At 63.1% G+C, this 15,017-nt stretch carries 14 protein-coding genes; 9 read left to right on the top strand and 5 right to left on the bottom strand.

Translation table 11 applies throughout. From position 1 onward, the window contains the following. Positions 1-8: 8 nt before the first annotated feature. The gene (locus LVJ94_45525; protein WXB04156.1) at positions 9-782 is read left to right on the top strand and encodes a Stp1/IreP family PP2C-type Ser/Thr phosphatase; all 774 of its coding nucleotides are present in this window, start codon (positions 9-11) and stop codon (positions 780-782) included. A gap of 6 nt (positions 783-788) precedes the next feature. On the opposite strand, the gene LVJ94_45520 is transcribed toward LVJ94_45525, so the two are convergent. Both LVJ94_45520 and LVJ94_45515 read right to left on the bottom strand, forming a co-directional pair. Further along, positions 789-1,094 (bottom strand): hypothetical protein, encoded by a 306-nt coding sequence (locus LVJ94_45520; GenBank protein WXB04155.1) that lies wholly within the window; start codon positions 1,092-1,094, stop codon positions 789-791. Next, the gene (locus LVJ94_45515) at positions 1,091-1,678 is read right to left on the bottom strand and encodes a sigma-70 family RNA polymerase sigma factor (GenBank protein ID WXB04154.1); all 588 of its coding nucleotides are present in this window, start codon (positions 1,676-1,678) and stop codon (positions 1,091-1,093) included. Before LVJ94_45515 ends, LVJ94_45520 begins: the two co-directional genes overlap by 4 nt. A gap of 226 nt (positions 1,679-1,904) precedes the next feature. On the opposite strand from LVJ94_45515, the gene LVJ94_45510 reads away from it, so the two are divergent. From LVJ94_45510 to LVJ94_45475, 8 genes are all read left to right on the top strand, one after another. After that, a complete protein-coding gene (locus LVJ94_45510; GenBank protein ID WXB04153.1) occupies positions 1,905-3,722 on the top strand; it encodes a PAS domain-containing protein in 1,818 nt (605 codons plus the stop codon). A gap of 46 nt (positions 3,723-3,768) precedes the next feature. Then, positions 3,769-3,948, top strand: coding sequence for a TIGR04563 family protein (locus LVJ94_45505; protein WXB04152.1), 180 nt, complete (start codon positions 3,769-3,771; stop codon positions 3,946-3,948). A 383-nt stretch (positions 3,949-4,331) separates the two neighbouring features. Continuing rightward, the gene (locus tag LVJ94_45500; protein ID WXB04151.1) at positions 4,332-5,273 is read left to right on the top strand and encodes a response regulator; all 942 of its coding nucleotides are present in this window, start codon (positions 4,332-4,334) and stop codon (positions 5,271-5,273) included. A 267-nt stretch (positions 5,274-5,540) separates the two neighbouring features. Continuing rightward, the gene (locus LVJ94_45495) at positions 5,541-6,068 is read left to right on the top strand and encodes an RNA polymerase sigma factor (protein WXB04150.1); all 528 of its coding nucleotides are present in this window, start codon (positions 5,541-5,543) and stop codon (positions 6,066-6,068) included. Positions 6,069-6,328: 260 nt separating this feature from the next. Beyond that, on the top strand, positions 6,329-6,862 hold the full coding sequence (locus LVJ94_45490; GenBank protein WXB04149.1) for a hypothetical protein: 534 nt from the start codon (positions 6,329-6,331) through the stop codon (positions 6,860-6,862). A 121-nt stretch (positions 6,863-6,983) separates the two neighbouring features. Next, the gene (locus tag LVJ94_45485; GenBank protein WXB04148.1) at positions 6,984-7,409 is read left to right on the top strand and encodes a glutaredoxin; all 426 of its coding nucleotides are present in this window, start codon (positions 6,984-6,986) and stop codon (positions 7,407-7,409) included. A gap of 85 nt (positions 7,410-7,494) precedes the next feature. Further along, on the top strand, positions 7,495-8,022 hold the full coding sequence (locus tag LVJ94_45480) for a hypothetical protein (protein ID WXB04147.1): 528 nt from the start codon (positions 7,495-7,497) through the stop codon (positions 8,020-8,022). A 169-nt stretch (positions 8,023-8,191) separates the two neighbouring features. Next, positions 8,192-9,358: a hypothetical protein gene (locus LVJ94_45475; protein ID WXB04146.1), complete on the top strand. Its 1,167-nt coding sequence runs from the start codon at positions 8,192-8,194 to the stop codon at positions 9,356-9,358. Between the two features lie 528 nt (positions 9,359-9,886). Here LVJ94_45475 and LVJ94_45470 read toward each other — a convergent pair. From LVJ94_45470 to LVJ94_45460, 3 genes are all read right to left on the bottom strand, one after another. Continuing rightward, entirely contained in the window at positions 9,887-11,335 is a 1,449-nt protein-coding gene (locus tag LVJ94_45470; GenBank protein WXB04145.1) for an Ig-like domain-containing protein, read from the bottom strand. A gap of 136 nt (positions 11,336-11,471) precedes the next feature. Next, positions 11,472-12,839, bottom strand: coding sequence for an Ig-like domain-containing protein (locus LVJ94_45465; GenBank protein ID WXB04144.1), 1,368 nt, complete (start codon positions 12,837-12,839; stop codon positions 11,472-11,474). A 310-nt stretch (positions 12,840-13,149) separates the two neighbouring features. After that, a complete protein-coding gene (locus LVJ94_45460; GenBank protein WXB04143.1) occupies positions 13,150-14,892 on the bottom strand; it encodes a M4 family metallopeptidase in 1,743 nt (580 codons plus the stop codon). Positions 14,893-15,017 lie beyond the last annotated feature (125 nt).

The following is a 15,017-nucleotide window of genomic DNA, read 5'->3' as shown; positions in this document are numbered from 1 at the left end:
GTGAGGTCGTGACCAGACCGCTCCGGATTGAACTTGCCGGCAAAACCGACGTTGGCAAGAAGCGAAACCACAATGAAGACAACTTTTCCATCATCGAGGAAAGTGGCCTTTACATTGTAGCGGATGGCATGGGCGGCCACGCGTCGGGCGAGGTGGCGAGCCAAATGGCCGTCGACGCGATGCGGGAGTTCTTCCTCTCCACCGCGCAAGATCCCGAGCGGACGTGGCCGTACAAGATGGACCGCTCCAAGGGGTACGAGGAGAACCGCCTCATCACCGGCATCAAGCTGGCGAACCTCCGCATCTACGAGACCGCCCAGCGGGACGCAGGCAAGCGGGGCATGGGCACCACCATCGTGACCATGTTCGCCGTCGAGGACGGCGTGTACATCGCCCACGTCGGCGACTCGCGCGGGTATCGCATCCGCGACGGCAAAATCGAGCAGCTGACCGAGGACCACTCGCTGCTCAACGACTACATCAAGATGAAGCGCCTCACCCCCGAGGAGATTGCGAACTTCCCGCACAAGAACGTCATCGTGCGCGCGCTCGGGATGAAGGACACCGTGAAGGTCGACACGCGGTTCGAGACGCCGCGGGCGAACGACACGTACCTCCTTTGCTCCGACGGCCTGTCGGGCCCCGTGACCGACGCCGAGATGCTCGAGATGGTCTCCACCGCGCCGGATCTCGAGACGGCGGCGGGCCGCCTCATTGCCGGGGCAAACGCCAATGGCGGGCCGGACAACATCACCGTCATCCTCGCGCGCTGGGTCGGCTGAAAGCGGTTACCCCGATAGACCCGTCGGCGACAACGCGAAATACGCTGCGGCGAGGATCATGAGCATGACCAACGCCACGAGCCCGTAGCTCGTACGCAGCGGCGACGTGCTCCATCCGTCGCCATAGAATTTCCCCCGCGAGCGCTCGCGCAGCTTTCGTTGCACCCCGCGTAGCACCACCTCGGAGCGCGCCGCATCCTCCGCAGCCGCGTCGCCCTTGGCCGTCTTGCCCAGCAGCGCCTCCATGGCCCGCTCTTGCTCGGCGAGCTCGGCCTCGGACACCTCCGACTCGTCGTCGTGCTCGTTGCTCATCCGATTTTCTCCCCGAGCTCGCGCTCCACCATCTCTTTGAGCATGGCACGCGCCCGAAAGATGCGGCTCTTCACGGTGCCGGCGGCGAGGCCCGTGATCTGCTCCACCTCCTCGTAGCTGAGCTCTTCGACGTCGCGCAAGATGAGGCACTCCCGAAAACTGGGCTCCAGCCGCAAAATGGATCGCTGAACGATCCGCTCCAATTGTTTTCCGGCCAGGGCCTCGTCGGGCCGGTCCACGTGACCCGTGTTCGAGCCGCGCGACACGTTTTCGCCCTCATCCGGTGGCGCTTCGTTGGACTGGCGCAGCTTCAGGTACTTGGTGCGATTCTTACATAAGTTAATCGCAATACGGTAAATCCAGGTTGAAAGTTTGCTGTCGCCGCGAAAGCTCCCGATGGCCTTGAAGACCTGCACGAAGACCTCCTGGGAAAGCTCTTCGGCTTCGGCATGGTGGCCGATGAATCGAAGCACCAGCGAAAAGACCCGCCGCTCGTAGAGCCGCACCAGCTCGTTGAACGCGTGCTCGTCGCGGCGAACGAGTCGCTCGATCAGCTTGGATTCACTGGCGTCCGCGAAGCTCACGTGGAGAGGCCATCGTGCATGAGGCGTCCTTGCCTAGCAAATTGCAAGAACGGCGCGGCGCGCGGCGCCGTGCCGTGGTTAAATAGGAGTAGGTCCGTCTCGGCGTCAGGTTCTGCCCATTTCCAACTTGGACACGTCGCCCGCGTGGAAGTTCCTGCGCGGGCACGCGACGAGCGCGGCGTCGCGGTCATCAGCAAGAATTGGCGGCTGACGGCACACCTCACCCATGTTCGAATTGAGCCCGAAGAAGGAATCCGCATCGCCCGAACGCGAAGAAGATGGCGGCAACTCCGCCGATCGCGACAAGGCCGAGTCTCGCGTAAGCGTCGTTCCGGCATCGGCGGAGCGAGGGCGCGAGCTCGAAATCGAGGTCCACGAGCTGCGAGAGCTCGTCCAGCGGCTCACCGACGAGGCGAAGAGTGCCCACACCGCGCTTCACGAGAGCATGGCGGGGCACCGGCTCCTCGCCGAAGCCGCCGAAGATGGCCTGTGGTTCTGGGACATCCGCGCCGGCACCGTCGAGTACACGGACCGCATGCTGGCCATCCTCGGTGTGGCCCGCGAAGCGATGCGCGGCAGCCTCGATGCCTTCATGGCACGCGTCCACGCGGAGGACCGCCCGCGGGTCTCCGCCGCCCTGCAAGCGCACCTCGATCGCCGCGCGCCCTTCCTCGTGACCTTCCGCGTGCGCGGCCCCGAGGGCGACTACCGCACCTGTTCGGCGCGCGGCCAGGCCGAGTGGGATGGGCGCGGCACCCCGATCCGCATGGCCGGCGCGGTGCTCGACGTCACCGAGACCAAGCGCGTCGAGGTGCAGATTCGCTTTCTCGCGGAGGCCAGCAGCGTGCTCGCCTCGTCGCTCGACTACGAATCCACCTTGGCCAGTCTGGCGAAAATCGCCGTGCCCGAGGTCGCGGACTTCTTCGCCGTCGACCTGACCGGTGAATCGCTGGCCGACATCCATCGCCTCGAACTCGCCCACTCCGACCCGTCGAAGGTGGCCATCGCCTGGCAGCTCGCCCACCAACGGCCGCCGCGTCCCGACGACTCCATCGGCCCGGGTCGGGTCATGGCCACGGGCGAAAGCGAACTGACCACGGAGCTGTCCGAGGTCCTCGCCGCCCGCACGGCCTCACGCGATTTCGGCCAAGACGACGACGAGCTCTTCGCCATCTTCCGCCGCCTCGAGCTTCGCTCGATGATCCACGTGCCCCTGTTCGCGCGCGGCGCCGTCGTGGGCGCCCTCTCGCTGGGCTCCACGGCCTCCAACCGCCGATATGGCCCCAGCGACCGCGAATTCGCCGAGGAGCTCGCGCGCCGGGCCAGCTTGGCCATCGAGAACGCGTGGCTCTATCGCGACGCGGAGCGCTCCGTTCGCATGAAGGAGGACTTGCTCGACGTCCTCTCGCACGATTTGAAAAATCCGTTGGCCTCGGTCATCAACGACGTGGGCATTCTCCTCAAGACGGTTCCTCAGGAATCGCACGTGGACCGACAGCGCCTGGAAAATGTCTGGCGCACCTCCGAGCGCATGCTCGCGTTCCTCCAAAGCTTCATCGACCTGGCGCAGCTCGAGGCCGGCACGGTGGCCTTCGACACGAAGCAACATGACCCCTCGGCCGTCGTCCTCGAGGCCGTGGAAATGAACCGCTCGGCCATCGCCGAGAAGGGCCTCACCTTGATGCGCGGTGCTGCACCGCGGCTATCGGTCACCTGCGATCGGCGGCGCATCGTGCATGTCCTGTCGCGCCTCATCGCGTATGCGGTGCGCGTCACGCCACGTGCGGGGCGCATCACCTTGCACCTCGAGTCGGTGCCCGGCGAAGTCAAAATCGGTGTCGGCGATGAAGGGCAATCCATACCGCGCGAACAGCTCGACCGACTGCTCGCTGGAAATACGCGCCAGCGCGACCGCGATGGTCACGCCATCGGCTTAAGTGTTGCGATCGCCAAGGCCATCGTGATGGCACACGGTGGGCGCTTCTGGGCGGAAACAGGCGCGACGGGCACCACCTTTTTCTTCACGTTGCCGAGTGGACCGTGATGAAGGGTAGGATCTTCGCTCGCGCCGTACTAAAGTAGCTCACGCCATGTCCACCGAATCGAAATCCGAGAAGCGAAAGCAAAGCTTGTACTTCCCTGAGTCGATGCTCGTCGAAATTCAGCAAGAGGCGACACGGCTTCAACGCTCGCTCTCCTGGGTGGTGCAGCGCGCGTGGAAGGTCGCACGCGACGAAGTGAAGAAGATGCCCGGTTCGACGGAACCGTGATTTTCCAAGTGCCAACTTCACTTCATTAATTCCAAGTAGGATCCCGTTCGGCAACGGCTTGAATCCCTCCCCTTTCGGCTTCGCGTGAAGACGGAGGCCCGCACATCGGGCCTCGGGAGGTCGAAAATTCTGCTCCGAGCCTGCCCGCGAGGTCGAATACCGACCCGGGTAGCAGCACCGTATCGAGAGAATGTTGCAGTAGAGGTTGCGTCGCGGCTGCGCGTGCGCACTGTATTCATTCTGAAGGTGCTTTCATCGGTGGTGAGGCAGGATCGGCTGTAGGCTTGTAAGGGTCGAATACGGGATGGATGGATGGAGGGGCTCCTCTCCGTCGGCCAAGTGCATGGGCGTTGTTGGCCTGAGTGCGCTCGCCGATGGGGGGCATGCGGGGAGGTGGCACGTTGAATGGCGCAGGGCACACCGTCTTGGTCATCGGCGACAGTGAATCGGATCTGGAACAAATCCGCGGAGCATTGAGTACCGCGGGCTGTCGCGTTCTCACACGTCACGGGCGTCAGGGATCGGTATCGGCCGTACTTCGGGTCAGGCCCGATCTCGTTTTGCTGGACACCAATGCCATTCCAGGAGCGGCCCCCAAAGCAGGAGCGGGGCCTGGGGCATCGGTTGCTTCTTCTTCGTCTGCGGGAGACGGTGGGCTCACGGCAGACGCCATCGCAAGAATCCTCTCGCGCGCCGACACGCGCCCCGAGACGATCGTACTGCTTCACTCGAACCTGCCTGCGCCGACACTTCGTCTCAAGGTTTTGGCCTGCGGGGCGGATGGCTACATTCAAAAGAGCCCAGACCTCACGCACCTCGTGCGCGAAGTCACCGCATGGTTGAATGGCCAGCGCACGCGTTCGAGCGGCACCGTGCGCACGAGCGGGGTATTCGATCCGCAAACGACGCTTTCCGCACGCAAGGCGCCGGGTTTGCGTTGCCGTATCCTTTTCGTGGACGACGATCCCGCATCGCATTCGTTTTATCGCAAGTCCGTCGTCGTCGAAGAGATGGAAGCCGAATATGTCGTTTCCGTCCAACAAGCATTGCGCAGTGCCCGCGCCGAGCCTCCGCCCGACGTCATCGTTTCCGAGTTCTTGCGCGGCGAAAAGGGATTGGAGCTGTATCAAACGTTGCGCACGACCGATCCGAGTTGGCGATTTCGATTCATCTTCTTGACCGGTATTACCCACGCTGCCCTGCAGCGGCTCGATGTTCCGGTATTGAAAAAGCCAATAGCGCCCGAGGCGGTGCGTGATGCCATTCGGTATGCGGTGACGAGCTTCCGTTTCTTGGGAGCGAATGCGCGCGTGAAAAGTTCGTAGTCGTTGCTGGCCACCCGTGGTCGTTGCGGCCGGCACGGTGGCTGCGGTTGCCACGCGCATTTCTCGCGCGCCGACAAGCGCATCCGTTCGGTTGTGGGGCCGCGACGATCACATGTCTGCTGATGGCACCACGCCGACAGGGAGGTGTCGCAAATCGCACGAAAAAAACTGCGGTATGTGTGAACTCCAAGGGAGATCACGCTTCGCTAGCGTCGATGGACGTGGCGTGTTAGCGAATGCTCATCATCCATGCTCAGTGATGCGGCCTTGTCTCGTTCTGTCGCACCCAGCTTTCGCAGTCTCTATGACAACGAGGTCCACTTCATTCACCGCAACTTGCGCCGCCTCGGCGTGCGCGAGGAAGACGTCGAGGACAGGGCCCAGGAGGTCTTCGTCATCGCCCACCGCCGGTTCACCGAATTCGTCGATCATGGCTACGGAGCGCGCGCCTGGCTCTTTCAGATCGCGCTGCGCGTAGCCGCCGACGCGCGGCGCCATCGGCGGCGTCACCCGGAGGATGCGGACGGCGGAGAGGCCATGGCGCTTCTCACGGTTCATGCAGAGCAGACCGGGGCCATCTCGCGCCGTGAGCGCCTTGCCCGCCTCGATGTTGCGCTCTCGACGATTCCGCTCGACCGCCGCGCGGTGCTCGTTCTTTACGAGATCGAAGAGCAGCCCGTCTCCGAGATCGCGCGCACGTTCGAAATCTCGGAAAGCCTCGTCTACAACCGCCTCCGCACCGCACGCGGCGAGCTGGAACGCGCCTTGAAACGCAGCGAGCCCCCGCGGGGCTGAGCGAGACCGCGCGCGGCCAATCCGGAGTATCGCGCCGACAGTGGCGCGTCTCTCGTGACGTGCAGGTAAACGTGGGACGTATTCTCTTCGCAACTCGCCGCCGTGTCCGGCCGATGGACCTGGAGCTGCCGACGAGGACACGACCGAGCGATGAACCGATGCGTATGCGTTGCGGTTGAGCTAAGCACTTTTTTCGCGTCCGGGTCATTCCTGACCGCTCGGGAATCGGTCGTTCTCGACCAGCGCATTCCAGGAGTGCCATGAAAAAGGATTCGGCCGCGCTGTTCGGATTGTTCCTTTCGGTGGTCACGGCGTGCGGTGGCTCCAGCGCCAACCGCGGCGTGGGCAGCGCCGCGGTCAACCTCGCCAAATTCGATGAAACGGTATTCACGATTGACCCCGAAGCCGCGCCGAGCGGCGCCCCACGGGATCGCGGCGCGGTCGAGATCCCGTTCGATCGCACCAGCGCATCCGACGCGTTGGTGGCGGCCTGCGAGACGGTTCGCAATTGCTACAATGGTTTTCCCGTGGCCGTGGTGGTCACGACGACGTTCGAGCAAGATGGCCACGCGCTCGTCGCCCACGTCGATCAGCCGTTGTCCGTGGTCGGGACATTGATTGCCAGCTGCATCGAAGATCGATTTCGCAACGTGCACGTGCACCAATTCTCCGGCGATCCGGTCACCGCCTCGCAAAAATGCCGCGTGGGTCGCGACGTAAACTGGGAGTGCAGCTATGACGATTGCGCCACTGTTCCTTCGTCACAATTCCCTGAACTTTTTCCGCCGCGGTAATGCGATGAGAATCATGCGGGAGGTTTACCGTGGGGCGGGGCGATTGGTGAGAGTGTGAAGATTCGTGAATCGTCCTCGCGTGGGGCTGCCGAACGGCGGTGCGGGCCTAAGATAGCGGTCCATGGCACCTCCCACCGACGGCTCCCGAGCTGAAAAACCGTACCTCGATCCGGCGCGGATCGCCCCGGCGGCACTTCACAAGATGTCCGCGTTTCATGCGGACGTCATTCGTGAGGTGGAGCACGCGATGGGCACCTCGCCGGTGGTCGTCGTGGGGATGGCGCAGAACCCGCACGTCAAAAAGGTCCGGAAAGCGCTCACCGCTGCGGGCATCGCCTTTACGTACCTGGAGTATGGCAGCTACTTCTCGGGCTGGAAGAAGCGGCTCGCCATCAAGCTCTGGAGCGGCTGGCCAACGTTCCCCCAGGTCTTTCTGCGTGGCGTGTTGCTCGGCGGCGAAGACCTCACGCTGGCTGCGATTGCCGAAGGTCAATTTCGCAACTTTGGGCAACTGCCCGCCGCGACTGAGCTCGAAAAGGCGCTCTGAGGCTCTGATTGCGTGGCCACGAGCGCCGCGCTTCTGCGATGACGTCGATTGCGACGAGGCAAGCACCCGCGTACGTTGGGCGACGATGAACGCTCCCAACCCGAGCAACCCGTACCAGGCGCCGGTGAGCTACATGCACGAGGGGGCGCACCCCAACGCGTACGGGGCGTCGCCGTATCCGGCGCCCGTGAGCGATCTGGCCATCGAGACCCTTCGGCAAACACGGCCATGGGTGCTGGTCGTCGGCATCATGATGTTCATCGCCGCGGGGTTCATGCTGCTCATCGGACTTGGAATGGTCGCGGTGGGAGCCTTCATGCCCGAGAACTCGGCGGGCGCGAAGCCGCCATTCAACGTCGCGCTCTTGGGGGTGTTCTATCTGCCCATTGGCGGTATCTATGTTTACCCTGCCTTCAAATTGACGAAGTACGCGAGCAGCATCTCCAACCTCGTGACCAGCCGTTCTCCCGCCGATTTGGGACTCGCGCTGGGGCATCAGAAGTCGTTTTGGAAATTCTGCGGCATTGCCGCCTTGCTCATGATCGTTGCCTACGCACTGATCGCGGTCGGCGCGGTGGTCTTTGGCGCGATGTCGGCCATGGGGTCGCATTAGCCCGAGCCGTGTCGGATGGAATCGGGCGTTCCGCCGCGGAACGCCGAGTTCCGCCCGCGCCCGCGCTGAGTGCGCGAATGCCGCAGATATGTGCGGCTGCGGTGCGCAGAACACCGTGGCGGGAAGATTGCACGCTCGTCCGCACCCTGCAAAGGAGTGAGGGGGCGGAATGAGAAAGGGAATCTGGGGAGACATCGCCGGACGCGTGGCCATGCTGCTTGCAGCGCTCACCCTCGTACCCGCAGGCTATGCGGGATGCCGCACGAACGAGGAGGAGCGCGACGGCGCCGAAGCCGGTGTGCGCGGTGTCTATTCCATGGACGCCATCGACGGAAAGGGCGATATGGCCCTTCTCTCCTTTTTCGATGACCAGCGCTATTGGCTTTGGAAAAACATGCCCGAGTGCCGCGTTTCCGCGGACATCGACGCGTGTGGCGAATGGGGGCGTTACGTCGTCGCCGGGGCCGAGCTCACCTTGACGGACGATCGCACGCGGACAACGCGCTCGTTCCCGTTCCAGCGCCGCGTCGCGCAGAAGCTGCCGTCGCTCACACCTGCGGGCATGCCGATCCGTACGCTGGGCGAGGGGCTCGTGAACGGCGGCAGCCAACTCATGGAGGAGTCGCGGCCGCTTGCGAGCGAGGTCTCCGTGGGCGAGCGCGTGATGCGTCTCATCGAGCGCCCCATCGAGCTACTCACGACGTGCGAGGCCAACGAGGCCGGGAGCGGCGCCATTCCAGGGGCACAATCGCCGGGCGCGAACTTCGAGCGCGGAGTCTTTCGCTCGGGGGAGTTCGCTCAGGGCGCTACCCACGACACGCGCACCGCGAGCACGGGCACACTGTTCGAGAATGTATCCTCCGGCTCCCATCGCTATGCGCTCATCAGCGAACGACTCCCCGCCGGGACGACATGGGAAGAGGCCAACGCCGCCCTCCAGCGCTTCAACGGCCCCACCGCCCCGGCCCTGCGCGGCGATGGCGACGATCCCAACGCGACGAAGGGCTGGGTCGTCGACCCGGTTTTCAACTTGCCCGTGGGCTGCGTCACCTTCGAGCGCGGCGACGGCTGGGCGCGCAACACGACCCAGTGGAATCACCCCTTCATCGGGACCATCACGCGGTGGGTGGTGGACGGGGGCGACTGCAGCTACCGCATCCTCACCGTGGGCGAGGGGCAGGGCGGTAGTTTGGAAAACACCTCATCGCTCCTCGGCGAGGGGATCACCGCGGCCCGCCATCTGGGCAACGTGATGGGCGGGCCCGCGATTTTCGAGCAGCTGGACGAGCAGCTTTTGAAATCGGTGCGACCTGCCCGCCCAGGCGGCGGCTGCTGATCCGCGTCCTATCGGTGCCGTATCACGGCCCGCCCTCGCAAGACGATCGGCGGGGCGCGTCGGTTGGCACGTGGGAAGGGTCGCGTTCTCGGTGACGTTGAAGCTGTCCCCGAGATCGGCTTTCGGTTGTCTGCCATGTTGATGCCGCCGGCGACGGAGGTGAGTGCATCCAAGCTCCCGATCTCGGTCAATGCATAGTTCGAGTGAATGGTGGGGCGTCCGAAGCGTTACGGTCCGCTCATGGAGGAAGAGTGTCTGCGGTATTGGGCGTTTCAAGTAGAGGACTACGACGCGCAGGAGCGAGGAGTATCACCCGGCGCCATTCGCGCCCAAGTGGATTACTGCGACGGTCATATTTGGACGATGGCCGAAGAATATGCAGTCGTCGAGTTCGAAAGGATTATGCGCGAAAAGCGGTAAACGATATTTCGCTGGGGAGCTGGCTCCTCTGTGGAACCAAAGTACCCTTCCGAAGCAGGCGCAAGAGTTTTAGCCGGCAATGTGATCGAGACATCGCCGGTGAGAGAGTCACCGATTCCAGCGCAGCACACTCAGGTTCCCCGGCTCGGTAATCCACGCGATGAGCGGAATGCCCGTGGGGTCGAGGGTGCCAGCAGCGCCGTTGAACGGCCCTACGGCATCGAGGGGGATTCGCGTCCATCCCTCGCGTGCTACGTCCAATGTGCGGAGGTCTCCATCGACGGAGACGTAGGCGAACAAATGGCCGTCTCGCATTCGTCCGAAGAACATGGAGTTGTTTCTCCCTTCGAGTTCGGGCCCGACGAGGGTCCACTTCGAGTTCTCGAGGCGCAAAATGCGCATCTGCGCTTTGGGCAAAAACCGATTCGACAATTGAGCTATCGCGAACGGTGAGGACGTGGCATCCACGGCGACCATCAACGACCTCACGTCTTCGTCGGGCGCGCTGACGGAGTCGCCGATGGGTTGCCATTGACCTTGCGTCCAAGCGCGAACGTGGCCTTCCAAGATGGTCCCTTCCTCACCTGCGACTGGCCGCTCGGTTCGATAGGAAACGTACGGAATGCCTTCGGAGTTCAATGTGAGCGACTGAAAATACGCGGCTTTCTCCGTGGAAGGATCGTTTACGCTGTTACGTAGTTGTGACCATTGCCAAGGCTCACCCAACGGTTCCAGGGCTTGCACGATGACGTTGGCGGCTCCGTCTCCGGCGGCAGCGTCATACGCTAGGATCAGTGTCCCTCGCTTGTCGAACGCGAGCGAAAAGCTTCCATTGATCGCCAGAGGAAAGGGCCCGCCGATGGTTTTCCAGATGCTCGTCGTGTACCGCGCGACAGAAACGGATTCACCGCTTTCGCTCGCGAAGGCAGCTACGATGCTGCCGTCGGCATCGACGGCGATGGTCGCGTTCGGCGTGGGATTCCTGCTGTCCGCCAGCGCGCGCCACGACGTGGTGGGCGTGCTGGTTTGATAGAGCCGAAACGTGCGCGCCGGTTCATCGAACAATGCGGCAACATGAACGTACTCGCCCGGCCCGGCCGCGAGCATGGGATACAGGCCACCCGACGGAAAGCTGTTTCCGATCTCGAGCCATCGCGGAACCGACCAGGTCCAAGGGGGCCTGACGAGTGGATTGCCTCGAAGATCCGTGACGTCGCCAAATTCGACGGACAACGTGGCCGGGACCGGCGGTTCCGCTGTCGGGGTGATTGTCATCACCGTGCCGTTGTCCGAGAGCGTGAACGTGCACGGGATCTCCACTCCATCGGCTCGGAGCGTGGCGGGGCGCGGGCCGAACTTCACCGTCTCCGAGAAGGTGGCTCGAATCGGTTTCCTGAGCGCCACTTTGGCCTCTCCGTCGGTCGGTGTTCGAAAGACAACCTGCGGAGGGACGGTGTCCGGATCCGGAATCACCTCGCCATCCGGCCCCGCGTCGACGGTTGCCGAAGTATTGTCGGAAGAACCGCAGGCGGTAGGCGCGGCGAATGCCAGGAACACTACTGCCGCCATCGAGGAGATTGCCGTGGTGGTTCTCATCTGCTGCGGAAGAATCTAAACGAAAAATTCCCGGCTGTACCGTATGGCGCTGCGGACGCGTCCCGAGGTGGCTTACCTCCTTGGCACCTGGGGCCGACTATCGATTGAGACGTCCTAACTGCAATCGCCCAGATTCGAAGTCAGTCCACGCGATGAAGGGAACGCCTTGGGGGTCTATCCCTCCCATGGCTCCCGAAACTCTCTTGCCCTCGGGGGCGAGGGTCGGCGGCGGGATTCGTGTCCATCCGTTTCGAGTCACATCGAGAAACTCGAAATTGGGATCTAGACCAAGGCTTGCAAAGACATGCCCGTTTTGCATGCGTGCGAAGAAGGCCGGATTGTCCAGATCCTCCTGCGCAATTTTGGGGCCGCATTCGATCCACTTTGCGCCTTCGAGGCGGAGGATCTGGACCCGATGCCTCGGCAGCACCCGTTCGGCAAAATTGACCAAAGCAAACACATTTGCGGCGTCGTCTGTCGCGATGCTCACATGCTTCACTTCCTCGCCTTCGCCGTTCAGAGGACTACCAAGCGGGACCCACGCTTCGCTCGTCGTCCAGACTCGGACGTGAGCAAGCTCCGACGGAGATGCATCGAGGTAGGCGACATACGGTGTGCCCCTCTTGTCCAGGGTGAGACTCAGGAGATGCGAACTCTTCTCTTCGGGTGGCGTCTTGACAAGCCGCATGGGAACCCAATTTTGTGCTCCGCGCGGAAGGGTCACGACATTGACATCCGTGCCGCCCTCATCCCCGCGCGGCATATCGTATGCGAGGAAGAGCATGCCGTCTGGATCCAAGCCGAGTGCGAAGCCCGCATTGCTGACGGACGCGAACCTGGAGCCCTCCGGCCATTCCTCACCGTTTCGTAGAACGCGCACCTTGTTATCGCTCGACAAGAATGCGGTTACGAGGACTCCGTCGTTATCGACGAGCGTGTCTACACGCATCGACTGCATGACCGCCAAGGTTCTAGTTGGGGACCACGTGCTTGTGGGGGCTCCGATTCGATGCAGGACGAGATCGTAGAGGCCATCGGCATCTCTGGCATTCGCGGACAGGACGTTAGCGCCTTCGCCGGGGCCAGCGGCTATGGACGGAAACTTGAAAGTGCCTGAATCGAGAGGAGCCCCAACGGGAAGCCACAGCGGCACCGTCCAGTTCCACGGGGGACGAATCAGCGCGTTGCCCCGAAGGTCTGTGACCCCAGCAAAATCTACGGACATCGCCGCCGGGAGCGGAACCTCCTCGGAGGGTACGATGGTCATGGCCGTAGCATCGCTCGAGAGCGAGGCATTGCTCGGGATGGGGGCACCATTGGCCGAGAGGACGGGGGGAGTCGCGCCAAACTTGACCGGTTCGGAAAAGACGGCCCGAATAGCGGTCCTCGTCGAAACATTCTTTTCGCCATCGGCGGGGACACGAAAGCTGAGTTCAGGCGCGACGATATCTGGATCGGGAATCACGCCGCGATCCGCGCCTGCGTCCGGCCCGGGTCCCGTTGGATTGTCCGCGGAACCGCAAGACAACGCGAGCGCGAAGAGCAACCAAAGAGCGCCTGCTACCAATTTCCTTGCTGATGCCGACATCCTGCGTGCCAGTGTAGCTCAGCTCTCGAGAGCTCGCTCTTCGGCGTGGCCTGGGTGATGGCACGACATCATTTGTGGTTCCCGCGTTGACTGGGGGACCGCGGGTCAAATGAAAACCCCCGACGGCACCCTTATGGTGCGGCCGGGGGTTCACAGCGGCTTCCTCGAGGGAGGCTGCTTCTCTAGATCAGTACGCGGCCTTGAGCGTGACGCCGGAGAAGTCGCTGTAGCCGTAGACGAGGATGTAGTACGTCCCCGCGGCCGGCGAGTTGATCGTCACCGTCTCTGTGTTCGTCGACGATTCCGACTTGTTGCCGGATTGGGTGGTGGTCGGCGCGGCGTCTTTGGCGACGTAGAGGTCTGCGTCGGGATCGTTGGTGCCGCTGGCGGGCACCGTCGTAACCTTGAGCGACGTTCTGCCGGCAGGCACCGTGATCTTGTAGTACTTCTTGGAAAGCCGCGCGCCGCTGATGCCCGTGACCGGCGTGTTGTTGGTGAGGGTCGTCGCATCGGGGAGGGGAGTCGTTGCTCCGACGCCAACCGCTTCCCACGCCTTGTTGACGGAGTCGATTTCCGCCGCCGTGTAGCCGAGTTGCTGCGCCGCTTGCGCGGTGCCCGTCTTCGCCTGGGCATAGGTGGTGCCCGAGGTCCAGATGGTGGTGTTGGCGCGGAAGAAGACCTGGGCGGCCTTCTCGATGCCGATGCCCGCGACGTTGATGTTGGACTTGCCGCGCGGGTGCGTGCCGCCCACCGAGAGGAGGTAGAACGCGAGGTTCGGAACGCCCGACGTGTAGTGCACGTCCTGGTTCGCGAAGTCCGGTGCCCAGTCGATGGAGCTGCCGTCCTTCTTCGGATCGTACATGTAGCGGAGGCCGTCGTCGGGGATGGAGGGGGTCCACACGTCATCGCCGACGGTCCACGTCGTCTTGTTTTGCGGGGTGCCGCGGCCGTCGCGGACCCATTCGATGTACGCGCCGAAGATGTCCGACGTGGCCTCGTTCAGACCACCGGACTGACCCGAGTAGGTGAGGTTCGAGGTCCGCTCGGTGACGGCGTGGGTCAGCTCGTGGCCCGTGACGTCGAGCGAGTGGGCGAGGTTCGAAGCGTCGGTGCCATTGCCGTCGCCGTAGACCATCTGGGTGCCGTCCCAGAACGCGTTGACGTAGTTGTTGCTGTAGTGGACGGAGCTAATCAGCTTGGCGCCGGCGCCGTCGAACGAGTCACGACCGAAATCGTTCTTGTAAACGTCGTAGACCGTTCCAAGGTGGTCGTAGTTGATATTGACCGTCTGGTCGGAGACCGTGGCTCCGCCTTCCGAACGCGCCAGCGGTCCGGGGAGGCTCGTGCCGTGATTCAGATTGTGGACTTCGCGGTTCCGGGCCGAGTGGATGCGCGGATGACGCGCGACCACCGAACCATCGACCGCGTTGACGAAGATGTCGTCGACAATCGGGGTGCCGTTGGCCTCCGTGCCTTTGACCGTGGTCTTGTAGACGAGGTCGAGGCGATCGTCCTGCCGGTAGTAGAAGAGTTCCGGCTGCGCGCTTGCAGACAGATTGTTGACGTAAGAAGCCGCGAGGCCGCCTGCCTTCGCGATCGCCGCCTGGGCGGAGATTTTCGCGTCAGACGGTGCCGCGAGATCGCCGCGCACATTGCCGTTGGCCGCGTACGCGACGCCATTGCGGGTGTGGACGATGAAATCGCTGCCAATGACTTCAAGACCATTCTTGAATTGCGTGAAGCGGTAGTGGACGTCCTTCAGGTCGTCGACTTGCGCCGTCTTGAAGCGCAACTCGCCAACCTTGGCGCGGAATGCCGGGGCAACTGCCGCGACCACGCCCTGCACGTCAGCTTCGGTCAGATTGCCCGTTGCTGCAGCGCCGAGATTTCCGGTGATGAAGCTCGGAATCCCCAACGCATCCTTGTCCACGACTTCGGCTTGAGGAAGAGCATTCAGTGCAGCGCGAATTTCTTCCTTTGCAGTGCTTTGATCCGGCCCACTGCCCTCCGACCCATCATCGCTGCGGTCCGACGCCGAGCAAGCTGCTGCCAAGG

The organism is Sorangiineae bacterium MSr11367 (assembly GCA_037157805.1).
GTDB classification, from domain to species: Bacteria; Myxococcota_A; Polyangia; order Polyangiales; family Polyangiaceae; genus Pendulispora; species Pendulispora rubella.
The sequence above is the reverse complement of the archived record's forward strand: the minus strand, read 5'-3'. Positions and strand labels throughout refer to the sequence as shown.